General features: G+C 69.8%; 23 protein-coding genes, 1 pseudogene and 1 riboswitch. Of the genes and pseudogenes, 18 read left to right on the top strand and 6 right to left on the bottom strand.

Annotation, left to right across the window (positions count from 1 at the left end):
* The 3 genes and pseudogenes from LPW41_RS15510 to LPW41_RS17130 all read right to left on the bottom strand — a co-directional run.
* Nucleotides 1–418: pseudogene (locus LPW41_RS15510) on the bottom strand (DUF222 domain-containing protein); the annotation flags it as partial.
* A gap of 210 nt (nucleotides 419–628) precedes the next feature.
* Complete coding sequence (locus LPW41_RS15505) at nucleotides 629–985, bottom strand: GntR family transcriptional regulator (RefSeq protein WP_144834343.1); 357 nt, start codon at nucleotides 983–985, stop codon at nucleotides 629–631.
* Nucleotides 982–2,667 (bottom strand): D-alanyl-D-alanine carboxypeptidase family protein, encoded by a 1,686-nt coding sequence (locus LPW41_RS17130; RefSeq protein WP_230705338.1) that lies wholly within the window; start codon nucleotides 2,665–2,667, stop codon nucleotides 982–984. Before LPW41_RS17130 ends, LPW41_RS15505 begins: the two co-directional genes overlap by 4 nt.
* A gap of 37 nt (nucleotides 2,668–2,704) precedes the next feature.
* Nucleotides 2,705–2,815: riboswitch (TPP riboswitch) on the top strand.
* Here LPW41_RS17130 and LPW41_RS15495 point away from each other — a divergent pair.
* The 3 genes from LPW41_RS15495 (at nucleotide 2,807) to LPW41_RS15485 (ending at nucleotide 5,678) form a co-directional block, all read left to right on the top strand.
* Nucleotides 2,807–3,448, top strand: coding sequence for an ECF transporter S component (locus LPW41_RS15495; RefSeq protein ID WP_144834347.1), 642 nt, complete (start codon nucleotides 2,807–2,809; stop codon nucleotides 3,446–3,448). It overlaps the preceding riboswitch by 9 nt.
* Nucleotides 3,448–4,896: an ABC transporter ATP-binding protein gene (locus LPW41_RS15490; RefSeq protein WP_230705337.1), complete on the top strand. Its 1,449-nt coding sequence runs from the start codon at nucleotides 3,448–3,450 to the stop codon at nucleotides 4,894–4,896. The genes LPW41_RS15495 and LPW41_RS15490 overlap by 1 nt, the downstream gene beginning before the upstream one ends.
* Nucleotides 4,893–5,678 carry an energy-coupling factor transporter transmembrane protein EcfT gene (locus tag LPW41_RS15485; protein ID WP_230705336.1) on the top strand — a complete coding sequence of 262 codons (786 nt, stop codon included), beginning with the start codon at nucleotides 4,893–4,895 and terminating at the stop codon, nucleotides 5,676–5,678. Before LPW41_RS15490 ends, LPW41_RS15485 begins: the two co-directional genes overlap by 4 nt.
* Before the next feature lie 26 nt (nucleotides 5,679–5,704).
* Here the strand turns inward: LPW41_RS15485 and LPW41_RS15480 are convergent, their stop codons facing one another.
* Nucleotides 5,705–6,199: a GNAT family N-acetyltransferase gene (locus LPW41_RS15480; protein ID WP_230705335.1), complete on the bottom strand. Its 495-nt coding sequence runs from the start codon at nucleotides 6,197–6,199 to the stop codon at nucleotides 5,705–5,707.
* Nucleotides 6,200–6,327: 128 nt separating this feature from the next.
* Between LPW41_RS15480 and LPW41_RS15475 the strand changes: the two genes are divergently transcribed.
* The 4 genes from LPW41_RS15475 to LPW41_RS15460 are packed head-to-tail and all read left to right on the top strand — an operon-like array spanning nucleotide 6,328 to nucleotide 9,770.
* On the top strand, nucleotides 6,328–7,299 hold the full coding sequence (locus LPW41_RS15475; protein ID WP_154097716.1) for a hypothetical protein: 972 nt from the start codon (nucleotides 6,328–6,330) through the stop codon (nucleotides 7,297–7,299).
* 46 nt (nucleotides 7,300–7,345) lie between these two features.
* Nucleotides 7,346–8,107 (top strand): SDR family NAD(P)-dependent oxidoreductase, encoded by a 762-nt coding sequence (locus LPW41_RS15470; RefSeq protein WP_144834357.1) that lies wholly within the window; start codon nucleotides 7,346–7,348, stop codon nucleotides 8,105–8,107.
* Nucleotides 8,104–8,883, top strand: a complete 780-nt coding sequence (locus tag LPW41_RS15465) for an enoyl-CoA hydratase/isomerase family protein (RefSeq protein WP_144834359.1) — start codon at nucleotides 8,104–8,106, stop codon at nucleotides 8,881–8,883. The genes LPW41_RS15470 and LPW41_RS15465 overlap by 4 nt, the downstream gene beginning before the upstream one ends.
* Before the next feature lie 53 nt (nucleotides 8,884–8,936).
* Complete coding sequence (locus tag LPW41_RS15460; protein ID WP_144834696.1) at nucleotides 8,937–9,770, top strand: NAD(P)-dependent oxidoreductase; 834 nt, start codon at nucleotides 8,937–8,939, stop codon at nucleotides 9,768–9,770.
* A 279-nt stretch (nucleotides 9,771–10,049) separates the two neighbouring features.
* Here the strand turns inward: LPW41_RS15460 and LPW41_RS15455 are convergent, their stop codons facing one another.
* Nucleotides 10,050–11,288, bottom strand: a complete 1,239-nt coding sequence (locus tag LPW41_RS15455) for a dipeptidase (RefSeq protein ID WP_144834360.1) — start codon at nucleotides 11,286–11,288, stop codon at nucleotides 10,050–10,052.
* Nucleotides 11,285–11,785 carry an Lrp/AsnC family transcriptional regulator gene (locus LPW41_RS15450; RefSeq protein WP_144834362.1) on the bottom strand — a complete coding sequence of 167 codons (501 nt, stop codon included), beginning with the start codon at nucleotides 11,783–11,785 and terminating at the stop codon, nucleotides 11,285–11,287. Before LPW41_RS15450 ends, LPW41_RS15455 begins: the two co-directional genes overlap by 4 nt.
* 208 nt (nucleotides 11,786–11,993) lie before the next feature.
* Between LPW41_RS15450 and LPW41_RS15445 the strand changes: the two genes are divergently transcribed.
* From LPW41_RS15445 to LPW41_RS15395, 11 genes are all read left to right on the top strand, one after another.
* Nucleotides 11,994–13,634 carry a peptide ABC transporter substrate-binding protein gene (locus LPW41_RS15445; RefSeq protein WP_230705334.1) on the top strand — a complete coding sequence of 547 codons (1,641 nt, stop codon included), beginning with the start codon at nucleotides 11,994–11,996 and terminating at the stop codon, nucleotides 13,632–13,634.
* 33 nt (nucleotides 13,635–13,667) lie between these two features.
* On the top strand, nucleotides 13,668–14,579 hold the full coding sequence (locus LPW41_RS15440) for an oxaloacetate decarboxylase (protein ID WP_144834365.1): 912 nt from the start codon (nucleotides 13,668–13,670) through the stop codon (nucleotides 14,577–14,579).
* 284 nt (nucleotides 14,580–14,863) lie between these two features.
* Nucleotides 14,864–16,522, top strand: coding sequence for a histidine ammonia-lyase (gene hutH / locus LPW41_RS15435; protein ID WP_154097711.1), 1,659 nt, complete (start codon nucleotides 14,864–14,866; stop codon nucleotides 16,520–16,522).
* On the top strand, nucleotides 16,519–17,898 hold the full coding sequence (locus LPW41_RS15430; RefSeq protein ID WP_230705333.1) for a dihydroorotase family protein: 1,380 nt from the start codon (nucleotides 16,519–16,521) through the stop codon (nucleotides 17,896–17,898). The genes hutH and LPW41_RS15430 overlap by 4 nt, the downstream gene beginning before the upstream one ends.
* Nucleotides 17,898–19,322 (top strand): UbiD family decarboxylase, encoded by a 1,425-nt coding sequence (locus LPW41_RS15425; protein WP_154097709.1) that lies wholly within the window; start codon nucleotides 17,898–17,900, stop codon nucleotides 19,320–19,322. The genes LPW41_RS15430 and LPW41_RS15425 overlap by 1 nt, the downstream gene beginning before the upstream one ends.
* Nucleotides 19,319–20,569 (top strand): M20 family metallo-hydrolase, encoded by a 1,251-nt coding sequence (locus tag LPW41_RS15420; protein WP_186325555.1) that lies wholly within the window; start codon nucleotides 19,319–19,321, stop codon nucleotides 20,567–20,569. Before LPW41_RS15425 ends, LPW41_RS15420 begins: the two co-directional genes overlap by 4 nt.
* Nucleotides 20,566–21,222 carry a UbiX family flavin prenyltransferase gene (locus tag LPW41_RS15415; RefSeq protein ID WP_144834374.1) on the top strand — a complete coding sequence of 219 codons (657 nt, stop codon included), beginning with the start codon at nucleotides 20,566–20,568 and terminating at the stop codon, nucleotides 21,220–21,222. The genes LPW41_RS15420 and LPW41_RS15415 overlap by 4 nt, the downstream gene beginning before the upstream one ends.
* Entirely contained in the window at nucleotides 21,219–22,154 is a 936-nt protein-coding gene (locus LPW41_RS15410; protein ID WP_144834376.1) for an ABC transporter permease, read from the top strand. Before LPW41_RS15415 ends, LPW41_RS15410 begins: the two co-directional genes overlap by 4 nt.
* Nucleotides 22,151–23,218 (top strand): ABC transporter permease, encoded by a 1,068-nt coding sequence (locus LPW41_RS15405; RefSeq protein ID WP_144834378.1) that lies wholly within the window; start codon nucleotides 22,151–22,153, stop codon nucleotides 23,216–23,218. The genes LPW41_RS15410 and LPW41_RS15405 overlap by 4 nt, the downstream gene beginning before the upstream one ends.
* A 2-nt stretch (nucleotides 23,219–23,220) precedes the next feature.
* A complete protein-coding gene (locus LPW41_RS15400; RefSeq protein ID WP_230705332.1) occupies nucleotides 23,221–24,330 on the top strand; it encodes an ABC transporter ATP-binding protein in 1,110 nt (369 codons plus the stop codon).
* Nucleotides 24,327–25,277 carry an ABC transporter ATP-binding protein gene (locus tag LPW41_RS15395; protein ID WP_154097706.1) on the top strand — a complete coding sequence of 317 codons (951 nt, stop codon included), beginning with the start codon at nucleotides 24,327–24,329 and terminating at the stop codon, nucleotides 25,275–25,277. Before LPW41_RS15400 ends, LPW41_RS15395 begins: the two co-directional genes overlap by 4 nt.
* Nucleotides 25,278–25,452: the final 175 nt, after the last annotated feature.

Here is a 25,452-nt window from a genome sequence, read left to right as displayed (position 1 = left end):
CGACGGCGAGAAGGTCGAATTCGGCCTTCTTCTCGGGCGGGAGGGCTGAGCCGATGTCGGCGATGACGTGGGCGTGGGCGCGGGTGAGAGCCCCCGCCTCCCACGCGGCGAGGGTGGTGGGGTAGTCGTCGACGAGGGTCATCGCCTGACACATCTGCCGCTGCACCGACCGGTCGGAGAGGTTCTCGGCCGCGGCGAGCTCGGATGCGACCTCCCTCAGGGCCAGTTGCGCGGCGCGGGCGGGCGCGCGCTGGTCGGCGAGGACGTCGAGGGCGAGGTGCCCGGCCTCAGCGAGAGCCCGGGTGCGGGCGACCTCCGCGGCGGCCAGCACAGCGCCCGTGGAGCGGACCTCGGCGAGCACCGCGGACAGGCCGCGCGGGCCGTTCCCTGCGGGTGTCGACGAGGCCTCCGATGACATGTTCGCATGCTAGCGACGACCTCCGACATTGAGTCCGGGGTATCGCGCCGCATCCGGCCCACTTTCGGTGGATCCAGGGGCATTGGGGACGCAATCCGTGAGCGTGAGACGGAAAAGCCCAGGTCAGAGGCAAGCGGGTGATCTCGCGGGTGAAGTCCGCCGCGGCATCCGGAGCCGTCCGAAAACCGCCGTGAGCCGCGTCACCGCTCCTCAGTCTTCGCGCAGAGCGGCCCGCACGAGATCGATCGCCTCGGCACTGGACAGGCCCAGGCGTCGCGCCGTCTCGGCAAAGGTCCGCGCGGCAGCGGCCCCTCGGGCGGCGGCGGCATCCGCGCCCTTCACGAACGTTCCCGCGCGGCCGCGGGTCTCGACGTAGCCCGCCTCTTCGAGTTCTTTGTAGGCGCGAGCGACGGTGTTGGCGGCGAGGTCGAGCTCGCCCGCGAGGGTCCGCACCGGAGGCAGACGGGTTCCCGCGACGAGCGTGCCGTCGTCGATCTGCGCGATGATCCGGGCCCGCACCTGCTCGAACGGCGGGACCGACGACGACGCGTCGAGCGAGAGCTTCATTCGTTCAGTCCGAACAGGTCGAGGGGGTGTGTGAGCCGCCACCACGGGCTCGGCGGGTCGAGCTCGCCGGCGAGTTCGACGTCGACGGTGTCCGCGTCGACGGGACCCGTCGCCGTGAGCGAGCCCACGGTCTCTCCGGGTTCACGGGCGTCGCCGAGGTCGAACGAGGTCGAGGTCTTGGCCTCGGCGCCGTTCCAGAGCACGACGGTCGCGTCGGTGGCGGTGACCACGTCGACGTCGGGGGCCCACAGCGACTCGACCTTGCCGACGACCGTGCCGGCCGTGAGCGAGGGGCTCGGCTGCAGCTCCTGCTCGATGCGTGCGAACAGATCACGGCTGGCCTGGTTGCGGCTGTCGGGCCCGGGCTGGCCGAGCACGGCGGCGTAGGCGCGCACCGTGGTGCCGCCGACGGTGATGTCTTTCGCCGTCAGCAGGTTCCAGGCGTCGAGGGTGCCGGTCTTCACACCGATCACGCCGGGATCCTCGAGCAGGGAGTTGCCGTTGCGGAACGTGCCCGCCCCCGGCAGCGTCAGCTCGGGCGTGCGCACGATCTCGGCGATCACGGGGTTGGCGAGAGCGCGCTCGGCGAGGGCGATGAGGGCGGCGGGCGTCGCGGTGTTGCCCGCCTCGATCCCGGTCGGGTTGACGATCGTGATGCCGTCGATGCCGCGCTGGGCGAGGTACTCTCCCGCGGCGGCGGCGAAGGCGGCATCCGATCCGAAGAGGTCGTTCGACAGGCGCTGCGCGTAGTTGTTCGCGGAGGCGATGAGCATGCCCTGCAGCATCTGCAACTGGGTGAGCGTGCCGTCGACGGGCACGTCGAGCGACGATTCGCCGCGCGCCCGGTACTGCCAGTAGTCGGCGCTGTCGGCCTGCGTGAAGGCGTACGTGCCACCCTGCTCGCCCGGCGCCAGCGGCAGCTTGTCGAGCACGACGAGGGCGGTGACGACCTTCGTGATGCTCGCGATCGACTCGGGGGCGTTCGCGGGAGTCGAGAGCGTCTCGGGCATGCCGTCGAGCGCGATCGCCGCTTCGCCCTGCGCCGGCCACGCGGGGTTCGCCGTGGGCGCGGCGGTCGGCTGCGCGGCGACGGTGCGCACGGTCGGAGCCACGGCGTTCAACGGCCAGAGCAGGGTCGCGGCGACGTATGCCGCGACCAGCATGAGCAGGAGGATCGGCGGAACGACGGTGGCTGGACGCAGGCGGCGCCGGCGCCCTCCGGCCAGCAGATCGCCCGCGCGAAGGGTCGATCCGGAGACGACGAAGGTCGGGGCGGGGCGCGGAGCGGCTGCCTGGTGGGGGTCGACCCACGCGAGCGCTCCGATGACGGTGGAGGTTCCGGATGCCGCGGCGGCGGTCGACGCGGGCGAGGCGTCGGTCGTCGGCGGCGGGGTCGTCGCGTCCGCCGGTGACGGCTGCGTGGTTGTGGCTGGGGACGCCTCGGCTTCGGCGCCCTCGGCGGCCGGTGCGACGGCGGCAGCGCCGGTCCGGGGTGCCTCGGCGTCGGCGGCACTCGCGGTAACGGGAGCCCCGGCCTCGGACGCCTCGGCCTCGACGGCGCCTGCAGCCCGCGGATCGGCCGGGGAAGCGGCATCCGAAGTCTGCTCCGACTCCGCCGGAGCGGCGAGCGGCTCGTCCGGGTTCCGCGGCGCGCATCGCGACTCCGGGATCTGCTCGCTCACCCGCCCACGCTACCCCGGGCGTGCCCCTATACTCGTCACCACAACCCACGGGAGTCCGGTGAGCCGGGCTGAGAGGAAGCGAATCCACGCTTCGACCGTCGAACCTGATCCGGATCATGCCGGCGCAGGGAGGAGAGAAATGCACACGTCCACGTCTGCCCCCGCGAACCGCTCGACGGTCGTCGCCTCGGACCGCTTGCGGTGGCGTGTCGTCGACATCGTCGTCGCCGCCGTGCTCGGCGTCGCGATCGGCCTGGTGTTCTGGGCCTGGAACACTGTCGGCGGCCTCTGGTTCGTCGCCATGGACGGCGTCACTCCCGGTCTCGGGGGCCTCGCGGTCGGTATCTGGCTGATCGGCGGCGTCGTCGGCGGGCTGATCATCCGCAAGCCCGGCGCGGCTCTGCTGGTCGAGCTCGTGGCCGCCGTCGTCTCGGCCCTCATCGGCAACGTGTGGGGTCCGCTCACGATCGTGTCGGGCCTGGCTCAGGGCCTCGGCGCCGAGCTGATCTTCCTCGCCTTCCTCTACCTGCGATTCACCCTGCCGGTCGCCATGCTCGCCGGAGTCGGCGCGGGCGTCGGCGCGTGGCTGAACGAGCTGTTCGTCGGGTCGTCGCCGAATATCGCCAAGACCGTCGAGTTCAACCTCATCTACCTCGGCACCCTCGTGGTTTCGGGTGCGCTGCTGGCCGGTCTGGTCGGCTGGCTGCTCGTGCGTGCACTGGCGGCCACCGGTGCGCTGAGCCGCTTCGCCGCCGGGCGGGAACGCCGCCGCGACGTCTGATGCCGCATCCCGCGCGCGTCGACGTCGAAGGCTGGGGCTGGCGCTACGCCGGTCGCAAGCTCCCCGCCACGCGCGAGATCGACCTCGTCATCGAGCCCGGCGAGCGGGTGCTGCTGCTCGGCGCCTCGGGTGCGGGCAAGTCGACCCTGCTCGCCGGTCTCGCGGGCCTGCTCGGAGGCAGTGACGAGGGGGAGCAGACCGGGCGCATCCTCGTCGACGGCGGGGCGCCCGAGGGGCAACGCGGACGCATCGGCCTGGTCCTGCAGGACCCCGAGGCGGGGATCGTGCTGTCGAAGGTGGGCGACGACGTGGCCTTCGGGTGCGAGAACCTCGGGGTGCCGGCATCCGACATCCCCCACCGGGTGGCGCACGCTCTGGCCTCCGTCGGTCTGACCGTGCCCCTCGACCGCCCGACGAAGGCGCTGTCGGGCGGGCAGAAACAGCGCCTCGCGCTCGCGGGTGTGCTCGCGATGCACCCCGGACTGCTGCTGCTCGACGAGCCGACCGCCAACCTCGACCCCGACGGCGTCGACGACGTGCGCGCGGCCGTCGAGGGCGTCATCGCGCGCGAGGGCACGACGCTCGTGCTGATAGAGCACCGCACCGCCGTGTGGGCCGACCTCATGACGCGGGTCGTGGTGCTGGCGCCGGGCGGGGGGCTGATCGCCGACGGCCCGCCCGATCGCGTGTTCGCGGAATATGGCGACGCGCTCGCCGCCGCCGGAGTGTGGGTCCCGGGTCGCCCGGTGGAGCTTCCGGTCGCCGCTCCCTCGTCGAATCCGGATGCCGTGCTGACGGCCGAGACGTTGGCCATCGGGCGCGAGAAGGGCACCGTCGTCGCGTCCGACCTCAACCTGATCGTCCCCACCGGCGCGGGCACCGTCGTGACGGGCCCGAACGGCGCGGGCAAGTCGACGCTCGCGCTCACCCTCGCGGGGCTCCTGCCCGAAGTCCGCGGAGAGGTGACCGCCGCGGCGGGGCTCGCGGCCCGCGGCATCCGGCGCCCGTCCCGCTGGCGCTCCACCGAACTGCTCACGCGCATCGGCACGGTGTTCCAGGAGCCCGAGCACCAGTTCCTGGCGTCGACGCTGCGCGACGAGCTCGCCGTGGGGCCGAGAGCGCTCCGGATGCCGGCGGCTCAGGTCGAGCAGATCGTCGACGAACTGCTCGAGCGACTCGACCTTGCCCCCCTCGCCCTCGCCAACCCGTTCACCCTGTCGGGCGGCCAGAAGAGGCGCCTATCGGTGGCGACGGTGCTCGCCGCCTCGCCCGAAGTGATCGTGCTCGACGAGCCGACCTTCGGTCAGGACCGTCGCGGCTGGACCGAGCTCGTCGCCCTGCTGCAACGCGAGATCGCACGCGGGCGCGCGGTGGTCGCCGTCACGCACGACGCCGACGTGGTGCGCCATCTCGGGCAGCACCGCATCCGCCTGGGGGAGGCCGCGTGAGCGTCGTGGTCGAGGCCCCCGCGCGCACGGCGTGGCTCGACGGCGTGAACCCCGTGACGAAGGTCGCGATCGTGGTGGTGCTCGCCGCGCCGTTGCTGGTCTCGATTGACGCGGTGAGCGCCGCGACGGCCCTGATGCTCGAGCTGCTGTGCGTGCCGCTCACGGGACTGCCGTTGACGACGGTGCTCAAGCGGATGCTGCCCGTGCTGGTGTTCGCCCCCGTCGCGGCGGTGAGCATGCTGCTGTACGCCCGCCCCGGCGGCACCGTCTACGGCTCGTTCCTGCTCGCCACGATCAGCGACGACTCGATCGTGCTCGCGATCGCCGTGCTGCTGCGCGTGCTCGCGCTCGCGCTACCGATGATCCTGCTGTTCGCCCGCACCGATCCCACCGCGCTCGCCGACGCCCTCGCCCAGGTGGCCAAGCTGCCGAGCCGGTTCGTGCTCGGCGTGCTCGCCGGGGCGCGCACCGCGGGGCTGTTCGTCGACGACTGGCGCACGATGACCCTCGCCCGCCGAGCGCGGGGGCTCGGCGACCGCGGGGCGCTCCGTCGGTTCTTCTCGATGGCGTTCGTGCTGCTCGTGTTCGCCGTGCGCCGCGGCACGAAGCTCGCCACCGCGATGGAGGCGCGCGGGTTCGGCGCCGACGTCGAGCGCACCTGGGCGCGGCCGTCGACGCTGTCCGGCCGCGACGGCGCCGCCCTTGCGGGATCCCTCGCGCTGGGAGCTCTGGCGCTCGCCGCCGCGGTGGCGACGGGCGCGTTCCGCGTCGTGGGGACGTGAGCGTCGGCGGCGGGGCTACCGACGACTCAGAACACGTACTCGAAGCACAACGAGCGCGGCATCGTCTCGATGTAGGGCTCGTAGACCGGGATCGGGGTGAAGCCCGCGGCGGCGTACATGCGCAGCGACTCGGGCTGCATGCGCCCGCTCTGCAGGATGACGCGGCGCGCGCCCGCGCGACGGGCGAGGTCGACGACCGTCTCGGTCAGGGCGGTGCCGACCCCTCGGCGGCGGGCGCCGGCGGTGACGATGAGGCGCTTGAGCTCCCACTCCTCGCCCAGGCGTCTCAGGATCACGTGCCCCAGAGGAGTGTCGTCGGCGTCGATCGCGAGCAGCGTCGCCACCACGTCTTCGGGGTGCACCGCGAGAGCGGCCTCGCGCTTGGCGGCGACCTCGGGGGTGTCGTCGGCGTCGGCGTCGCGGTAACGCTCGTCGAGATCGGCATCGAGCACGCGCCGCAGGGCGACCGCGCGGGGATCATCGACGGCGACCTTCTCGATACGGAACCCGGGCTCGCTCACCCGACGAGCCTAGGGCCGGTGGTCCGCGCCGGCCCGACGCGCGACGATCGGTGCGCACTCGCCTGCGCGAACCTGCCCCGCGCTGCGGGGTTCGCCCGCGACGGGGGCAGAATGATGACGGGGGTGTCATGGGTCTGTCGTTCGCTCTACTCGCGGTGAGCGTCGCGGTCGCGACCGCGGTCGGCTTCGTGGCCTTCCCGCGTCTGGGAACCCCCGGTCGGGTGACGCTGTTCCTGCGGTACGCGGCGGTGGCCGGGGTCACCGCCGTCGGCTCGAGCGCGATGTACTTCATCTACGGTGCGGGCGGCGGTCTGCTGACCCTCGTGCTCGGAGACGTCGCCATGGTGCTCGCCCCGGCCCTCATGCTCGTGGCCGTGAGTGCACTCGACGGACGCCGGGTGCGCCGAGCGTCGACGTTCGCCCTCGTGCTCGCACTGATCGTGGCCGTGGTCACCGCCACGGTCCCCCTGCCCGCCTCGCTGGCGGTGAAGGCGGTGGCCCTCGCCGCCGCCTGCGCCGCCTGCGCGTGGGTGGCGAGCCACTCGCGCGTCGAGCCCTTCGGTCCGCTGCGCATCATCGCCTTCGCCAACGCGGTGTACGCGCTCTACTGCCTCGCGCGCGTCGGGGTGGCGCTCGCCGCCGGATGGGAGTCCCCCCTGTACCTCACCGCCTTCTCGTTCGGCCCCGCGACCATCCTCGGGGCCGTCGCCGTGGTGGCGATGGGCGTCGCGGTCGTCCGCCTGTGGGCCGGCCCGCGCGCCGAGGTGCGGCCCGAGGTGTGCCCCGCGGGGGTGGCGGTCGTCGTGGGCGACTGGGACCTGGCATCCGCCGCCTATGGCCCCGAACGCATGCGCGACCTCGTGGTCGACCTGCGCGCGGCGGCCCACGACCTCGACCCGCACGCCGCCGACGTGCCGCGGGGGGCCGAACTGACCGTCGCCGACCCGGTCGAAGCCCTCGGTGCGCGCCTGCGCGACGCCTACGGCTGGGCGCCCGAGCAGACCATCCTCCTCGCCGACGGGGCCGCCACCGCGGCGATCCGCACGCGTCCCGGACGTACGCGGCGGGGGCGATGGGGCCGGGGCGTTTCGCGGTCCTGAGTTCCGGCTAGGGTGGAACTCGGTTTCAGCTTTCGAAGGAGAACGCATGGACATCGAAGGAGCCTCCGCCCTCGTCACCGGCGGCGCCTCGGGCCTGGGCCTGGCCACGGCGCGACGATTGGCCGCCGCGGGAACCCGCGTCACGATCGTCGATCTGCCCTCGTCGTCGGGGGCCTCGATCGCCGAGGACCTGGGCGGATCGTTCGCCGCCGCCGACGTGACGGATGCCGAGCAGATGGCCGCGGCCGCCGCCCTCGCCGCCGACGCGGGGCCCCTGCGGGTGGTCGTGAACTGCGCCGGCATCGCGCCGCCCGCGAAGGTGCTCGACCGCGACGGAAACCCCTCGTCGCTCGCCGACTTCGAACGCGTCGTGCGCGTCAACCTCATCGGCACCTACAACGTCATCGCCCAGACCTCCGCCGTCATGGCGAAGACCGACCCCGCCGAGGGCGGTGACCGCGGGGTCATCGTGAACACCGCGAGCGTCGCGGCCTTCGACGGGCAGATCGGTCAGCCCGCGTACTCCGCGAGCAAGGGCGGCGTGCACGCGATGACGCTCCCCGTGGCGCGCGAGCTCGCCCGCCACGGCATCCGCGTCGTCACCATCGCCCCCGGCATCATGGAGACGCCGATGCTCAAGGGCCTTCCGCAGGCGGCGCAGGACTCGCTCGGCCAGCAGGTGCCCTACCCCTCGCGCCTCGGCGCCCCCGACGAATACGCGCGCCTCGTGCTCGCGATCGTCGACAACGGCTACCTCAACGGTGAGACCATCCGCCTCGACGGCGCGATCAGAATGGCACCGAAATGACCGACGGCATTCAGCTGCACATCGAAGACGGACTGGCGCGCGTCACCTTCGATCGGCCCGCCTCTCTCAACGCGATGGACTTCCCCATGGCGCGCCGCTGGCGCGACGTCGCGCACGAGGTCACGACCGATGCGTCGGTGGGAGCGGTGATCCTGGATGCCAACGGGCCCGCGTTCTGCGCGGGCGGCGACGTCGTCGCGATGGCCACCACGGGCGCCTCCGGCTCCGACGTCACCGAAACCGCGCACGCGATTCACGACGGCATCCGCACCTTCGCCGAAGCGCCCCTGCCGATGGTCGCCGCCGTGCAGGGAGCGGTCGCGGGCGGAGGGCTCGGGCTCATGCTCACGGCCGACTACGTCGTCGCGAGCGAGAACGCCCGCTTCGTCAGCAGGTACGCGAACATCGGCCTCACCCCCGATCTGGGCGTCTCGACGCTGCTGCCCGCCGCGATCGGCCAGCGCCGCGCGCTGCAGTTGCTGTTGCAGGACCGTATGCTCACCGCCGCGGAGGCCCTGGACTGGGGTCTGGTGGCCGAGGTCGTGGCATCCGCAGATCTGGTGTCGCGCGTGAACGAGATCGCCCGCTTCTGGCTCGACGGCGCCAGCGCCGCGTTCGGGCAGGCGACCCGTCTCGTGCGCGTGGGCGCGGGTCGCACGTTCGCCGAGAACCTCGACGACGAAGCAGCCACCATCGGCGCCGCCTTCGAGACCCCCGAGGCGAAAGCGCGGGTCGCCGCGTTCGCCGCCGCCTCCGCGAAAGGACACCGCTCGTGATCCCCACCACCCCTCCAGCCACCGCTGGCGCGGCGCCCGGAGCCTCCGGCGGCGTGGGCCCACTTGCGGGAAAGACCATCCTCATGTCGGGCGGAAGCCGCGGCATCGGCCTCGCGATCGCGTTGCGCGCGGCCCGCGACGGCGCGAACATCGCCATGCTCGCGAAGACCGACACCCCGCATCCGAAGCTGCCGGGCACCGTGCACACCGCTGCGGAGGAGATCCGCGCGGCGGGCGGTCGGGCGCTGCCGATCGTCGGCGACGTGCGCGACGAAGCCTCGATCACCGAGGCCGTGATGCGCACGGTCGGCGAGTTCGGCGGTATCGACATCGTCGTCAACAACGCCAGCGTCATCGACCTGTCGGGTTCGCTCGAACTCGCGACCAAGAAGTACGACCTCATGCAGGACGTCAACGTGCGCGGCACGTTCCTGCTCTCGCGCGCCGCGGTACCGCAGCTGAAGGATGCCGCGAACCCGCACATCCTGTCGCTCTCGCCGCCGCTGAACGTCACGCCGAAGTGGCTCGGCGCACACACCGGCTACAGCCTCGCCAAGTTCGGCATGACGATGGCCACGCTCGGGCTCGCGGCCGAGTTCGCCGAGGCCGGCATCGCCGCCAACGCGCTCTGGCCGCGCACGACCATCGCGACCGCCGCCGTGCAGAACGTCATCGGCGGCGACCGGCTCATGGCCGTCTCGCGCACGCCGGAGATCTATGCGGATGCCGCGTACGAGGTGCTCATCGCGCCCGCGCGCGAGCGGACCGGGCAGACGCTGATCGTCGAAGACGTGCTGCAGGCCGCCGGAGTGACGGACTTCTCGGGGTACGCGGCGGTGCCGGGCACCCCCGACGAAGCGATGTACCCCGACATCTTCTTGGACTGACCGCGGGGTCCCGGTCCCTTCGACAGGCTCAGGGACCTGGGTGCGGGGCGTGATGCGGGTCCCGGTCCCTTCGACAGGCTCAGGGACCTGGGTGGCCGGGCGTGATGCGGGTCCCGGGCCCTTCGACAGGCTCAGGGACCTGGGGTGCGGGGCGTGATGCGGGTCCCGGTCCCTTCGACAGGCTCAGGGACCTGGGAGGCCGGGCGTCATGCGGGTCCCGAGCCTTCGACGGGCTCAGGGACCTGTGTGCAGAGGGGCTGAGTCGTCCCTTCGGCGGGCTCAGAGACCTTCGCTGGGCTCGAGGTCCCGTCGCGCCCGGGCGGCCACGTCCTCGGTGTCGCGCAGCACGCGCATCGTGTTGCGGCCGGCCAGGGCGAGCAGATCGTCGTCGCTCCAGCCGCGCTCCGCGAGCTCGGCGAAGAGGCGGGGGTAGGCGGAGACGTCGTCGAGCCCCGAGGGCAGGTCGCTGACCCCGTCGAAGTCGCTGCCGAGCCCCACGTGCGCCACGCCCATCAGGTCGCGGGCGGCCTCGACGTGGTCTGCGACATCGGCGACACGGACGACGGGGGCGGGGTTCTTTTCGAGCCACCGGTCGAATGCCCGCTGTGCCGTGGCACCCGCCCGCGGGAAGTCCGCCGCATTGGCGGCGCGGGCATCGGCCGCCGACTCGGCCGGACGAGGGGCCCGGGGCCACGGCATCGACGAGGTCAGACCGACATCGCGGCGCGCAGCCTCCGCTTCGGCAGACCAGTCGGCGAACCCCCGCGAGACGAACTGCGCCACGAAGGCGACCTGCAGAACCCCTCCGCCGGCGGCGAGCCGACGCAGGACGTCATCCGAGACGTTCCGCGGGTGTGCGGCGACGGAAGCGACGCCCGAATGCGAGAACATCACCGGCGCCCTCGATGCGTCGAGCGCTGCCAACTGCGTGCGTTCCGACGTGTGCGAGAGGTCCACCACCACGCCGAGGCGGTTCATCTCGGCGACGATCGCGCGCCCGTCGGCAGTCAGTCCCTCCGCGCGCGGCGCGTCAGTCGCGGCATCCGCCCACTCGAGGGAGGAGTTGTGCGTCAAGGTCATCGTCCGCACTCCCAACCGGGCGAACATGCGCAGCACACCCAGCGACATCGCGATCGAATGCCCCCCTTCGATCCCGAGGAACGAGGCGATGCGACCGGCGGCGATGCAGCGTTCGGCCTCGGCCGCGCTCGAGACGATCTCGATGTCGTCGGGGTACGCGGCAGCGAACCGATAGGCGGCGTCGATCTGCTCGAGGGTGCCGACGGTCGCCTCGGCCTCGGATTGACGGCCTGAGACGAACACCGACCACACCTGCGCCGACACCCCTCCGCGCCGCAGCCGCGGAATGTCGGTGTGGAACTCGGAACGATCGCCATCGAAGCCGTCAACGGCGTATCCGCGGTACCGGCGTAGTCCGCACATCAGGTCGTTGTGCGTGTCGATGAGCACCTCGCCGGCGAGGAGTCGATCGATGCGTTCGAGGCTCGTCGCGCTCATCTCGTCGCGGCGGCCGGTTCGAGCGGCATCGGTCCCATCCCCCGACGTCGGGAGAAGACGAGCGTCGTGTACGTGTCAGCCACGACGGGATCGCTCGTGACGCAGTCGAGCACGAAGTCGCTCAGATCGTCGGTCGTTTCGGCCACCACCTCGATGAGGTAATCGTCTTCGCCGGCGACCAGCCACAGGTTCACCACCTGGGGCAGCTTCGCCATCGCCTCGGCGAATCGCGCGTTCTCGGCGCGCGAGTGCTCCTTGAGCTGGACGCGCAGGATCGCTCGCAGGCCCTGACCGATGCGCCGAGGGTCGACCTCCGCGTGGAAGCCCGAGATGACGCCGTTCTCGATCAGGCTCCGCACGCGGGCAAGGCACGACGACGGGGCCAACCCCACCCGATCGGCAAGCTCTTTGTTGGGGATCCGGCCGTCTTGGATGAGCACCGCGACGATCGCGCGGTCGATCTCGTCGAGCCGGACGGGCCTAATTATGTTCGGCAAGGGGCGACCTTTCGCTGTGTTCTCGTGCTGTCAGGCGCTCAGGAGCGGCAACTGCAGAACATGATACAGATATATTGTTCTCAAACGCCTTAGCGTGCAGACTTTTGCCTCAATACCCGAATGCGATGCGCTGGTCCCCTCGAGAGCGCGCCGCCCCCATTCCCAGGACGCACCCCCAGCGTCCATTCCAGAGAGGGCACCACCAGCAATGAAAAGGTTCTCCAAGGTCTTCACCGCCGCGGTCGCTCTGACCGCCGCGCTCGGCCTTCTCGCCGGCTGCAGTGACGGCGGCACCGACCCCACGGCATCCGGCGGCTCCGCCCACGTGCTCACCGTGGGCAAACTTCTTCCCCTTCAGGCTGTCGACCCTCACAAGGTCAACGACGGCATGTCGAACGAAGTCCTCACCGCCGTCTTCGACGGTCTCTACTCGCTCGACGAGAACCACGAGCTCGAACCGCTGATGGCGGAGAGCTTCGACAAGTCCGACGACGGCCTGACGTACACCTTCCACCTGCGCGACGCGAAGTGGAGCAACGGCGACCCGGTCACCGCCGCCGACTTCGAGTTCTCGTGGAAGCGTCTCGTGAACCCCGCCACGGCTGCGCCGAACAGCAACGAGGCGGTCGCCGCAGGCATCAAGAACGCCAACGAGATCGTCAACCAGGGCATGGACTACACCCAGCTCGGCGTGAAGGCCGTCGACGACAAGACCCTCCAGGTCGAATTGGCTGCGGACGTGCCGTACTTCCAGGCCCTGCTCGTTCGCCCTGCTTTCCTGCCGGTCAACGAGAAGTATCTCGACCAGGTCGGCGACAAGTACGGCCAGACGCCCGAGACCACGATCTACAACGGTCCCTTCGTCTGGGATTCCTGGGACTTCGCGAACAACTTCTCCGCGAAGAAGAACCCGGATTACTGGAACGCCGCCGACACGAACATCGACGAGATCAAGTGGCAGGTCGTGAAGGACTCGCAGACGGCTGCGCTGCTCCAGGAGAGCGGTGACCTCGACTTCACCGAGATCTCGGGAAGCCTCATCGACCGTTACGCGGATTCGCCCGAGCTCACCACCGCGCTCGAAGTGCACATGTGGTACATGTACCCGAACATGCAGAACCCGGCGCTGGCCAACAAGGACATCCGCACGGCGCTCGCGACCTCGTACGACAAGTCCGCGCTGGCGAACGACGTTCTCAAGAACGGTGCCGAACCGGCGGACTACTTCGTCGGCAAGAACCTCGCGGTCGGTCCTGACGGCAAGCAGTTCCGCGACACGGGCGACACCTACCTCGCCTACGACGTCGACTCCGCCAAGAAGTCGTGGGAGAAGGGGCTCGCCGCCCTCGGCACCGATTCGGTGACGCTGCGTCTGTCGTACTGGGATGACGAGTCGTCCATCGCACAGGCCGAGTACATCGCATCGCAGTGGGAGGCCAACCTCCCCGGTCTCGAGATCGAGCTCACGAGCCAGCCCAAGGCGACGGCGAACGAGCAGGCGCTGGCCGGCGACTTCGACCTGTACCTGTTCCGCTGGGGCCCCGACTACAAGGACCCGATGGCGTTCCTCGAGCTGCTGTCGTCGAGCTCGCAGCGCGACTTCGGAAAGTACTCCAACCCGCAGTACGACGCCATCATCGCCGCGGCGCGCACGCCCGAGATGCTCAGCCAGCCGCAGGAGCGCTGGGACAGCCTGCACGACGCGGAGGACATCCTGCTCGGCGACGTGGCGGTCTTCCCGACGGTGCAGAACGGCATCGCGATGCTGATCAACCCGAAGGTGCACAACATGGACGTGCGAAACGTCAGCCTGACGTGGAACTACCGCATCGTGACGAAGGACAACTGACACGATGACCGACTGTCGAGAGGAAGAGACGAGATGACGGCGAAGAAGACCCTCCGTGAAGTGATGGAGGCGGGCAGCGTCCTGGCGCCGTGCGTGTTCGACTGCTCCTCGGCCCGTGCGGTCGAGTTGGCGGGCTTCGAGGCGATGCTCCTCAGTGGTTCGGAGGTGTCGATGTCGATGAAGGGCATCCCCGACCTCGGGCTGCTGTCGCTCGAAGAACTGCTGTGGGCCGTCGAGCGGATCGTGGACATGTCTCCTCTTCCTCTCGCGGTCGACATCGAGGACGGCTTCGGCTCCAGCCCCCTGCAGGTCTACGAGACCTGCCGGCGGATGGCGAAGGCCGGGGCGATGGCGGTCCTCATGGAGGACGAGTTCGAGCCCGGTTACGCCCGAGACGTCTCGATCGATCACATGATCCCGCGCGAGGAGTACTACGCGAAGGTCCGCGCAGCGGTGAAGGCCGTCGAGGGGACCGACTGCATGGTGATCGCCCGCAGCAACTACGGCAGCGCGAACCTCGAGGAGGGCATCCAGCGCATGATCGACTGCGTCGAGCTGGGTGCTCACGCCACCGTCGTGGTCAACGTCACGACACTGGCGGACGCCGCAGAGGTGGCGCGTCGGGTACCCGGGCCGAAGATGTTCGCCGACATCAACGCCAAGCGCGGACTCGAGCAGATGTCGTTCGCGCAGTTGTCCGAGCTCGGGTACGACCTCATCACGATGCACTTCACGATGAAGGCCGCCATGGCCGGGATGCTCGAGGCGGGCCGCGCCAACCTCGCCGAGATGGGCAACACCTACTCGAACGAGATGATGCCCGACGAGTACCCGGGGCACAGCGGCATGGCGTTCTTCGCCGCGCAGGAGCTGCTCGACCTCGAGACGGAGTTCACCGGACGCGCCCAGACGTTCAACGATCCTCGCGCCATCCATACCGCCTGATCACTGGCAGGCCCACCGCCCCGACGCGTTCCCCACGCGCGTCGGGGCGGTTCGGCGTTCACGCCGAACGATGTTCGGGAAAAGGTCGCGGATGCCGCTGAGAAAGGCCGAACGATATTCGGTGACGACCGGCGAGTCTGTGGCGGTGCAGCGGTCCACTCCGTCCGCGACGCCATGTTTTGAATCTTGTTCGGTTTGATTGTCGATGTTGGTTTGTTTGTGCAGGATTGACTCATTGATACCGAACGCTCCGCGACCCGATCCGGAACGACGAAAGAGGCACGATGACTGAATTGGCGGCGCCCACCCTGGCCGCGACCACGACCGTCGACATCGACGGATTCTCCCTCGACATCGCCACCATCGCCCTCGTGGCGCGTGGACTGCCCGACGGCTCGTTCCCAACCGTGGTGCTCACCGATGAGGCCCGTCGAGTGACGAACGAGGCTCGCGCTTACGTCGAGGCGAACTTCCTCGCCGAGGACGCGCCCGCGATCTACGGCATCAACACCGGCCTCGGACGCCTCATGGACGTCCGCGTGCCGGCCGAGGACCAGGCGCGCTTCCAGCGACTCGTCATCAACTCCCACTCGGCCGGCGTGGGTGAGCCCCTCCCGCTCGACGAGACGCGCGCCCTGCTTCTGCTCCGCGCCAACGCGATCGCCAAGGGCATGTCGGGAGTGCGCATCGAGTGCATCGACCGCCTCATCGAAATGCTCAACGCCGACGTGCTCCCCGTCATCCCCGGGCAGGGCTCGGTGGGAGCTTCGGGCGACCTCGCCCCCCTCGCGCACCTCGTGAGCGTCATGGTCGGTCACGAGAAGGCCGAGGCCTACCACCGAGGCGTCCGGATGCCGGCGGTCGAGGCGCTGACCGCTGCCGGTCTGTCGCTGGACTTCGAGCTGAAGCAGAAGGATGTCCTCGCGCTCATCAACGGCTCGACCATCTCGCTCGCCACCGCGTGCCTCGCGCTCACAGATGCATGGAGCCTCACCCGTCAGGCGGACGTCGCCCTCGCCCTCTCGCTTGAGGCCGTACGCGGCGAGCTCGACGCCTTCGACGAGCGCATCCACACGGCGCGCAACGCCCCCGGTCAGGTGTCGGTCGCGGCGAACGTGCGCGCTCTGACGCAGGGCAGCGAGCGCACCGTCGAAGAGGCCCGCGAGATCCAGCTCCCCGACGAGCAGCGTCCCGGCGGATACAAGCGCCGCGTCCAGGACGCGTACTCTCTGCGCTGCGCCCCGCAGGTGCACGGCACCACGCGCGAGTCGCTGCTGTTCGCCGAAACCCTCCTGGTGCGCGAGGCCAACGCCGCGACCGACAACCCGCTGGTCCTCAGCGACGGCAAGGGCGGCTACGACGTGCTCTCCGGCGGCAACTTCCACGGAGAGCCCATCGGGGTCGCGGCCGACCTCATCGCGATCGCCGTCGCCGAGATCGGCGCGATCTCGGAGCGCCGTTCCTTCCGTCTGACCGACCCGAACCTCAGCTACGGTCTGCCGCTGAACCTCGTGGGCGGACAGCTCGGTCTGAACACCGGCTTCTCGATCGTGCACTGCGCCGCAGCGGCCATCGCCTCCGAGAACAAGGTGCTGTGCTTCCCCTCGGTGGTCGATTCGATCCCCACCAAGGCCAACCAGGAGGACCACGTGTCGATGTGCACGTTCTCCTCCCGCAAGGCGCGCAGCATCATCAAGAACACGCAGATCATCCTCGGCATCGAGTTCATCCTCGCCACGCAGGGCATCGACCTCGGCGCCCCGCACCTCGACGGTCGTCGTCTCGGTGTCGGCAGCCAGGCGGCCTACGACGCCGTGCGTGAGATCGTGCCGATGACGCGAGAGGACATCTACCAGTCGGAGCAGATGGTCAACGCCCAGGCGATGGTCGTGCTCGGCTCCGTGCTCGATCGCGTCGAAGAGGTCGTCGGAGGCGTTCGGTGACCCGCGGCACCGGCGGGTCGGGTGTCGTTCGCGGGCGCATCGTCACTCCGGATCGCGTGATCGACGACGGCGCCGTCGTCATCGAGGACGGCCGCATCTCGGCCGTGCTCGAGGGCGACGCCGCTGCGGCGGCCGTGGCGGGGACGACGCGCGTGCTGGGCGGCCCCGGCCTGCTGGTGCTGCCCGGGGCGGTCGATGCCCACGTGCACGCGTTCTCCGAGCCGACCGAGACCTTCGACGGCGCCACGGCCGCCGCTGCGGCGGGCGGTGTGACGACGATCATCGACATGCCCTACGACGCGGGCAACCCCATCAACACCGCTGCCGCGGTCGCCGGTAAGCGCGAACGCATCCAGGCCGAGGCGCGCGTCGACGTCGCGCTGCACGGCACCGTCCGACCCCGCGATGGCGTACGCGACATCGACGGCATGATCGACGAAGGCGTCAGCGGATTCAAGGTCTCGCTCTTCGAGACCGACCCGGTGCGGTTCCCCCGAATCCCGTCCGACGAACTCCTCGAGGCCTTCACCGTGATGGCCGCCCGCGGGGTGCGCGTAGGCGTGCACGCGGAGGACGGAGAGATCATCTCGGCGCTCGTCGCCGCGGCGAAAGCCGCCGGACGCACGGCGCCGCTCGATCACAACCGCACCCGTCCGCCCGTCTCGGAGACCAGCTCGGTTGCTCTCGGCCTCGAGGTCGCCGCTGCGGCCGACGTGCGTTTCCACATCTTCCACGCGAGCCTTCCGGACACGGTGACGCTCGTCACCGAGAAGGCCGCGCACGGCCTCGACGCGACGCTCGAGACCTGCCCCCACTACCTCGTGCTCACCGAGGACGACATGGACCGGCTCGGTCCCTTCGGCAAGATCAACCCCCCGCTGCGCACCGCGGACCACGCCGCGGGAATGTGGGCGGCGCTCGCCGATGGCCGCATCGACATGGTCACCAGCGACCACGCGCCGTGGCCCGTGGCGAAGAAGGGCTTCCCGGAGATCTTCGACAACGCTTCGGGAGCTCCGGGAGTGCAGACGCTCGTTCCGATCGTCGTGGGCGCCGGCTACTTCGAGGGGCGTCTGTCCCTGCTGCGCACGGCCGCGGTCCTCGCCACCAACCCGGCCCGCGTGTTCGGCATCGACCACCGCAAGGGGGCGATCGCGGTCGGGCTCGACGCGGATTTCGTCGTCATCGACCCGGCCGGCACGACCGAGATCGACGAGATGAGGATGTACTCGACCGCCACCTGGAGCCCCTATTCCGGAATGAGCTTCCCCGGCCTCATCCACTCCACGATCGTGCGCGGTGAAGAGGCCTACACGGATGCCGCGGGCCTCATCGCCGAACCCGGCGACGGCGTCTTCATCGGACGAGGGCGCTGATGGCCGACCAGTCGATGCGCACCTACCTCGGCGACCTCGCCCGCGCGGGCGAACTGATCGAGGTCGCCGGCTCCGTGGGTGCGCGATTCGAGCTCGCCGGCGTGCTCGCCCTTCTCGACCGCGGCCCTGCCGTGCGCATGAACACCGTCGACGGATCCCCCTACCCGGTCGTGGGCAACGTGCTCAACTCGCGCGAGCGTCTCGCGCACGCGATCGGCGCCGACGTGGCCGACCTGCTGCCCCGCCTCGCCGATGCGGTGGCCGATCGTCAGCCCGTCGAGATCGTCGCCGACGCACCCGTGCAGGCCGTGGCACTTCCTGCGGCCTCCGTCTGGGCGGAGGTCGTGACCCCGACGTTCTTCGAGAAGGACTCGGGCGGCTACATCACGGCGGGCATGATCGTGGCGCACGACCCGGTCACCGGTCACCGCAACGCCTCCTACGCCCGCATCAAGCCGCTCGACGAGACCACCGGGTTCGTCGGCATCGCCCCCAACCACCACCTCACGGCGATGGCGCGCTCGGCCGGTGCAGTCGGGGGGCTTCCCGTGGCCGTCGTCCTGGGAGCACACCCCGCCATCCAGCTCGCCGCATGCTGCTACCTGGGTCTCGGCGACGACGAACTCGAGCACGCCGCAGCTCTCCTGGGCGAGCCGGTGCGCGTGGCGCGAGCGCTCACGAGCGAGGTGCTGGTGCCGGCAGAAGCGGAGATCGTCATCGAGGGGCTGATTCACGCCGACCGCCCCGTGCACGAGGGGCTCGTCAACGAGTACCACGGCATGTACGAGGACTACGGTGACGGCTTCACGTTCGAAGTCACCGCCGTCACGCGCCGCAGCGACCCCAGCGTCCACGTCATCCTCCCCGGCCTGTCATCGGAGCACAGCTACATCGCCGCTCTCCCCATCGCCGCCGGCATCCGCCACGCACTCCGCAACATCGGATGCGACATCGTCGACGTCGCGGTGACCCACTCCGGCGGGGGCCGGGTCGATGTCGTCGTCTCGATCGCGAATGCCCGCCCCGGCGGAGCGAAGCGCGTCATCTTCGGCGCTTTCGCGGCCGTCAGCATGGTCAAGCAGGTGACGGTCGTCGACGCCGACGTCGACGTCTGGGACGAGGAGCATGTGCACTGGGCGAGGACCAGCCGCATGCGCTGGGACCGCGACCTCGTGCTCGTCGACGGTGTCGCCACCGACCGCAACGTGCCGATGCAGCGCGACGGCATGGTGACCAAGGTCGGGATGGATGCCACGGTCACCCCCGGCGACCGTGCGGTCGGCCCCGAACTGGCCGTGCCGCCCGCGAACGTGGTCCGCGCGATGCGCGACCTCCTGGTCGAGGAAGGATGGGCGGACCGTCTTCGCCCGGCGATCGTCGTTCACAGCGCGCTCGTGGACGACGGGGAGAGGATTCGCGCATGAAGACCGACATCGGTCTGCCCGACGCCGCGCGCCTGAGCGCCGACCTGGAGGAGATCTCCCGCCTCGTCGACACCTCCCGTCCGGGGTGGAGCAGAGTGGCCCTGAGCGAGGTGGAGACCGACTCGCGTCACCATGTCGCTGCGCTGATGCGCGCCGCCGGCCTCGACGTGCGCGTCGACAACATCGGCAACGTCATCGGCACCCTCTCCGGCACCGGTTCGGATCGCCGCGCGATCGTCATCGGCAGTCACACCGACACCGTCGACGGCGGAGGCCGCTACGACGGCATCGTCGGTGTGCTCGGTGCCATCGAGGTCGCGCGGATGCTGAGGGAGAGCGGCATCCGCCTCTCCCACGACCTTCGCGTCGTCGACTTCTACAACGAAGAGGCCAACCGCTTCGAGCTGTCGTGCCTGGGCAGCCGCGCGCTGGCCGGGTCGCTGACGACGACCCACCTCTCCGCCACCGACGAGACCGGGCGCACACTCGGTGCTGCGCTCGCCGCGGCCGGTTACGACGACCCCCTGAGCGGCACTCGGTGGGGCGATGACGAGGTGCTCGGCTTCCTCGAGCTGCACATCGAGCAGGGGCCCGTCCTCGAACGCGCGGGTCTGCCGCTCGGCATCGTCACCTCCATCGCCGGAATCTCCCGCTTCCGCACGCTCTTCACCGGTCGCCGCGACCATGCCGGCACGATGCCGATGTCTCTGCGCCACGACGCCGGCTGCGCCGCCGCCGGCGTCGTGCTGGCGGTCGAGCAGATCGCCGGCAGCGCCGATCAGGCCGTCGGCACGGTCGGCTCCGTCACCTTCACCCCCGACGCGACGAGCGTCGTGACCGAGGCGGCCCTGCTGACGGCGGAGTTCCGCAGCCCCGACCTCGGATGGTTCAGCCTCGCGCGCGATCAGATCGCCGAAATCGCCGCGAAGGAGGCTGAGAAACGCGGCCTGACCCACGAGGTCACCTGGTTGCCCTGGGAGCGCCCCACCGCGGTCGACCCCCGCCTGTCGTCGGCGATCGAGCGATCGGTCTCCGCCCTCGGCCACCCCGCCGCCCACCTCTACAGCGGCGCCGGTCACGACGGCGTGCAGATGGCCAAGCTCGGTCCCATCGGCATGATCTTCATCCCCTCTCGCGACGGGCGCAGCCACTGCCCCGAAGAGTTCACCGAGCTCGACGACATCGTCGTGGGCGTGCACGCCCTGGCGCGATCGGTGATCACCCTGGATCAGGAAGGACTCTCATGAACCGCACCCGACAGGAGCCCCCCGGGCGTGTGATCGTGGCGATCACCGGCGCTTCCGGCGTAGGCATCGGCGTTCGCATCCTCGAGTTGCTCCGCATGGACCCGGGTCTGCGCAGCGACGTCGTCATCTCCAAGGCCGGTGCGATGACGCTGCAGCAGGAGTGCGGCCTCAGCCAGAAGGAGGTCGAAGCGCTCGCCGACGTGGCGCACCGCGCCTCGCACATCGGTGCCTCCATCGCCTCGGGGTCGACCCCGACCACCGCGATGATCGTGGCACCCTGCACCGTCAAGACGCTGAGCGGCATCGCCTACGGTCTGGCCGACAATCTCGTCACCCGTGCGGCCGACGTGTGCCTCAAGGAGGGTGTTCCGACTCTCCTCATGGTGCGCGAGTCACCGCTGCACCGCGGACACATCGCGGCGATGGATGCCGTGGCCCGAGCAGGCGGGATCATCGCGCCCCCGGTCCCCGCCTTCTACACCCGACCGCAGTCGGTGGACGAGATCATCGATTCGCTCGCCCGCCGCGCGCTCGTGCGGGTGGGCCTGACGCAGTTCCACGCTCGGTCGTGGGAGGGCATCCCCCGCGACGCGGAGAGTGCCGACGCGGCGAGCCTGCTCGGCGAGACGTCGGGGTGGGACGGGGCGCCGTGACCAAGTTCGTCCTGACCCGGCTGCTGACGTCGGTCTTCACCATCCTCGCCATCGCGATCGTGATGTTCGCGCTGCTGCAGCTGCTCCCCGGGTCGCCCTTCAACAACGAGAAGCTCGACGAGGTCCAGCGAGCGCTCCTCACTCAGAAGTACGGACTCGACGAGCCCGTCATGCTGCGTCTCGGCACCTACCTGCTCAATCTGGTCCGCGGTGACTTCGGGGTCTCGTACAACCTGATCCCCGACTTCCCCGTCTCGCAGATGCTCGGTTCGCGGCTGCCCGTGACCATCCGCATCGGTCTGCAGGCGCTCGTGCTCGGCGTCGTGCTGGGCCTGCTCATCGGCATCGTCTCGGCCATCAAGAAGCGCGGCTGGTTCGACAACCTGTCGACTTTCGTGTCGGTGATCGCCTTCAGCGTCCCCTCGTTCGTCATCGCGCTGCTGCTGGTGTACTTCGTCGGCTTCGAGTGGAAGCTGCTCCCGATCCGCTATTCCGAAGACGATCCGTTCGTCTCGAGCATCCTGCCGACCATTTCGCTCGCCGCCTACGTGATGGCCGTCACGGCACGGTACGCGCGCAGCGAGATGCTCGACTGCCTGGACAGCGACTACATCCTGCTCGCGAAGGCCAAGGGACTGAGCCCCGCGAAGGTGATCGGGCGGCACGCCCTGCGCAACACGATGGTCTCGATCATCACGGTGCTCTCTCCGCTGCTGATCGGGCTCATCACCGGATCGGTCGTGATCGAGCAGATCTTCGGCGCCCCCGGCCTCGGCCAGCTTCTGCTGACGGCCATCCAGAACGTCGACTACAACATCGTCATCGCGATCAGCCTCGTGTACAGCGTGATCTACATCATCGTCATGCTCGCCGTCGACGTGCTCTACGGCCTCATCGACCCCCGCATCCGATTGGCAGGACAGACGCGATGACCGATCCGAACGTGCAACCGGACCGCGTGGCGCCCACCACCGCGCTCGATCCGGGCGTCGCGCCCGAGGGGCTCCGTCTCGTCTCCGACGCGAACCGTCCCGCCACCTCCGTCATCGCGGCCGGCCGCAGCGGTCGGGGAGGGCTGCACGACATCGTGCGCCGCTTCCGCCGCAATTGGCCGGCGATGGTGGGGCTCGGGGTGCTGGCGGTCATCGTGCTGCTGGCCGTCGTGGTGCCGTTCTTCCCCACGGCGGGCGACACCGCCAACGTCGCCTACCGGTTCCTGCCACCGAAGGTGCCGGGCCTGGAGGCCCTCGGCATCCTGAACGGCACCCGTGACGGAGTCGACCAATACGCGAAGGCGAACGTGCCCGCGGGGACCTCCTTCCTGTTCGGCACAGACGACCTCGGTCGTGACCTCTTCGAACGCGTGTGGAGCGGGACCCGTGTCTCTCTCCTCGTCGCGGTGATCGCCTTCGCGATCGACGTCGTGATCGGCATGACCTACGGACTCGTCTCCGGATACTTCGGCGGCCGGATCGACGGCGGCATGCAGCGCGTGGTGGAGGTGCTCTCCGGCATCCCGCAGCTCGTGATCGTCACGCTGTTCGTCGTCGCGGTCGGCCCCGGCATCGGCGCGATCGTGTTCGGGCTGCTGTTGAGCAACTGGCTCGCGATGAGCCGGGTGGCGCGCGCCCAGGCGCTTCGGCAGAAGGGCGAGGAATACGTGCTCGCCTCGCGCACACTCGGGGCGCGCAACGGCCACATCGTGTTCGTCGAGATCCTGCCCAACATCCTCGGCCCCATCGTCACGATGAGCATGTTCTCGATCCCCGCGGCCATCTTCACCGAGTCGTACTTGTCGTTCGTCGGGCTAGGTGTGCAGGCCCCCATGGCGTCGCTGGGCTCGCTCGTCAGCATCGGCTACAAGTCGTTCCTGTCGTACCCCTCGCTCGTGATCATCCCCGTGGTGGTCCTGGGCTTGCTCATGGTCGCCTTCACGCTCGTCGCCGACGGGCTCAAAGAAGCGACAGATCCCCGTCTGATCAGCCGGAGAGGATGACCGTGACCGCGAACGAAACCCCCGCAGACGGCCGTACCCGCCGCCGCGTGCTGTCGGTGCGCGACCTCGCCATCGAGTTCGAGGGCGACACCACCATCAAAGCCATCCGCGGCGCGAGCTTCGACCTGTACGAGGGCGAGGTGGTCGCCATCGTGGGCGAGTCCGGCAGCGGCAAGTCGGTGACCGCCCGCGCCATTCTCGGTCTCATGGCGTCGAACCAGCGCATCACCGCGGGCTCCATCGAGATCACCCGGTACGGCGACGACGGCACCCCGCTGACCCGCGACATCGCGCAGATGAGCGAGAAGCAGATCCGCCGCGAGATCTGCGGGCGCCGCGTCGCCATGGTGTTCCAAGACGCGCTCACCTGCCTCGACCCCACCATGACGGTCGGCAAGCAGGTGATGGAGGGCATGCAGGAGCATTTCGGGCTCGATCGCCGCGCGGCGCGCGCCCGGGCCATCGAGCTGCTCGCGGAAGTAGGAATCGATCAGCCCGAGCGGCGGTTCAAGCAGTATCCCCATCAGCTGTCGGGCGGCATGTGCCAGCGCGTGAACATCGCGATCGCGCTGTCGTGTAACCCCGACATCCTCATCTGCGACGAGCCGACGACCGCCCTCGACGTGACCATCCAGTTGCGCATCCTCGAACTGCTCACGCGTCTGCAGGCCGAACGCGGGCTGTCGGTGATCTTCATCACACACGACCTGGGCGTCGTGGCCACCGTCGCCGACTACGTCAACGTCATGTACGCCGGCCGCATCATCGAGCAGGGGAGCGCCGAGCAGGTCTTCTACGACCCGCGGCATCCGTACACGTGGGGTCTGCTGTCGGCCATGCCCGATCTCGCCACCGACGCCTCGGAGCTCTTCGCGATACCCGGAAGCCCGGCCAGCCTGGCCAACCTGCCCGAGGGCGATCCGTTCGCGCCGCGCAACCCGTTCGCGCTCGAGATCGATCTCGTACGCGAGCCGCCGCTGTTCGACGTCGGCGAGGGGCACCAGGTCGCCTCGTGGCTCGCCCACCCCGACGCCCCGAACGTCGACATGCCCGCACCCCTTCGCCACAAGATCGACACGGTGCTGGCCCTGCACGAAGGATCGAACCGATGACCACCGCCGAGCAGACCCTCCTGTCCGTCCGCGGCCTCACCCAGATCTTCCGCCTCGGCCGAAACCACTCCGTCACGGCGATCGGCGGGGTGTCGTTCGACATCCACCGCGGTGAGACGTTCGGCCTCGTGGGGGAGTCGGGCAGCGGGAAGTCCACCATCGGGCGCTCGATCATCCGCCTGCTCGACCCGACGAGCGGAGAAGTGACCCTCTCGGGCGACCGCATCAGCGGCAGGCTGGACCCGAAGTCACGCTCGCACCTGCGCTCGAGCATCCAGATGATCTTCCAGAACCCCATGTCGAGCCTGAACCCGCGCAAGAAGGTCTTCGACATCGTCGCTCAGGGCCTCATGACCCAGCACCGGTACGCCACCACGGCGGAGCGCGACGAGAAGGTCTACGCGATCCTCGAGAAGGTCGGTCTCGCCCGTGAGTACGCCGATCGCTACCCGCACCAGTTCTCGGGTGGTCAGCGTCAGCGCATCGGTATCGCCCGGGCCCTGGTCATGCAGCCCGACCTCGTGATCGCCGACGAGTGCGTCTCGGCGCTCGACGTGTCGATCCAGGCGCAGGTCGTGAACCTCATGCGCGCGCTGCAGAAGGAGCTTGGTACCGCCTACCTCTTCATCGCGCACGATCTGGCGATGGTGAAGTACATCTCCGATCGCATCGGCGTCATGCACCGGGGCTATCTCGTCGAGACGGGTACGACCGCCGAGATCTTCGGCTCGGCTGTGCACCCCTACACGCAGTCGCTGCTGCGGGCTGTGCTGTCGGCCGATCCGCGCGCGATGCGCCGCCGCACGGCATCCACGCCGTACGACCCTGTCGCGTTGGGCATCGACTACGCGGAGGGCGGCGAACACACGTTGTCGGACACGCACCGCGTCTTGGCCACCGACGCGCAGTTCGCGGAGTGGACTGCGGCGAGGTCTTCTCCCGCGTAACGCGTCTCGCCCGCACAGACGCGCACTTCTTGTGGGGCAGGTGGCTGAGCTTGTCGAAGCCTCGGGGCGTGACGCGGGTTCCGGTCCCTTCGACAGGCTCAGGGACCTGGGTGGGGCAGGTGGCTGGGCTTGTCGAAGCCTCGGGGCGTGACGCTGGTTCCGGTCCCTTCGACAG

This window comes from Microbacterium sp. JC 701, from assembly GCF_021026215.1.
GTDB classification, from domain to species: Bacteria; Actinomycetota; Actinomycetes; order Actinomycetales; family Microbacteriaceae; genus Microbacterium; species Microbacterium algihabitans.
This window is presented reverse-complemented; position numbering and strand designations above follow the sequence as displayed.

Bases quoted from the DNA above. Each gene is read 5' to 3' on its own strand.
- LPW41_RS15505 (WP_144834343.1), bottom strand. From the start codon at position 985: ATGAAGCTCTCGCTCGACGCGTCGTCGTCGGTCCCGCCGTTCGAGCAG.
- LPW41_RS15495 (WP_144834347.1), top strand. From the start codon at position 2,807: ATGCACACGTCCACGTCTGCCCCCGCGAACCGCTCGACGGTCGTCGCC.
- LPW41_RS15490 (WP_230705337.1), top strand. From the start codon at position 3,448: ATGCCGCATCCCGCGCGCGTCGACGTCGAAGGCTGGGGCTGGCGCTAC.
- LPW41_RS15475 (WP_154097716.1), top strand. From the start codon at position 6,328: ATGGGTCTGTCGTTCGCTCTACTCGCGGTGAGCGTCGCGGTCGCGACC.
- LPW41_RS15470 (WP_144834357.1), top strand. From the start codon at position 7,346: ATGGACATCGAAGGAGCCTCCGCCCTCGTCACCGGCGGCGCCTCGGGC.
- LPW41_RS15465 (WP_144834359.1), top strand. From the start codon at position 8,104: ATGACCGACGGCATTCAGCTGCACATCGAAGACGGACTGGCGCGCGTC.
- LPW41_RS15455 (WP_144834360.1), bottom strand. From the start codon at position 11,288: ATGAGCGCGACGAGCCTCGAACGCATCGATCGACTCCTCGCCGGCGAG.
- LPW41_RS15445 (WP_230705334.1), top strand. From the start codon at position 11,994: ATGAAAAGGTTCTCCAAGGTCTTCACCGCCGCGGTCGCTCTGACCGCC.
- LPW41_RS15440 (WP_144834365.1), top strand. From the start codon at position 13,668: ATGACGGCGAAGAAGACCCTCCGTGAAGTGATGGAGGCGGGCAGCGTC.
- hutH (WP_154097711.1), top strand. From the start codon at position 14,864: ATGACTGAATTGGCGGCGCCCACCCTGGCCGCGACCACGACCGTCGAC.
- LPW41_RS15425 (WP_154097709.1), top strand. From the start codon at position 17,898: ATGGCCGACCAGTCGATGCGCACCTACCTCGGCGACCTCGCCCGCGCG.
- LPW41_RS15420 (WP_186325555.1), top strand. From the start codon at position 19,319: ATGAAGACCGACATCGGTCTGCCCGACGCCGCGCGCCTGAGCGCCGAC.
- LPW41_RS15415 (WP_144834374.1), top strand. From the start codon at position 20,566: ATGAACCGCACCCGACAGGAGCCCCCCGGGCGTGTGATCGTGGCGATC.
- LPW41_RS15405 (WP_144834378.1), top strand. From the start codon at position 22,151: ATGACCGATCCGAACGTGCAACCGGACCGCGTGGCGCCCACCACCGCG.
- LPW41_RS15395 (WP_154097706.1), top strand. From the start codon at position 24,327: ATGACCACCGCCGAGCAGACCCTCCTGTCCGTCCGCGGCCTCACCCAG.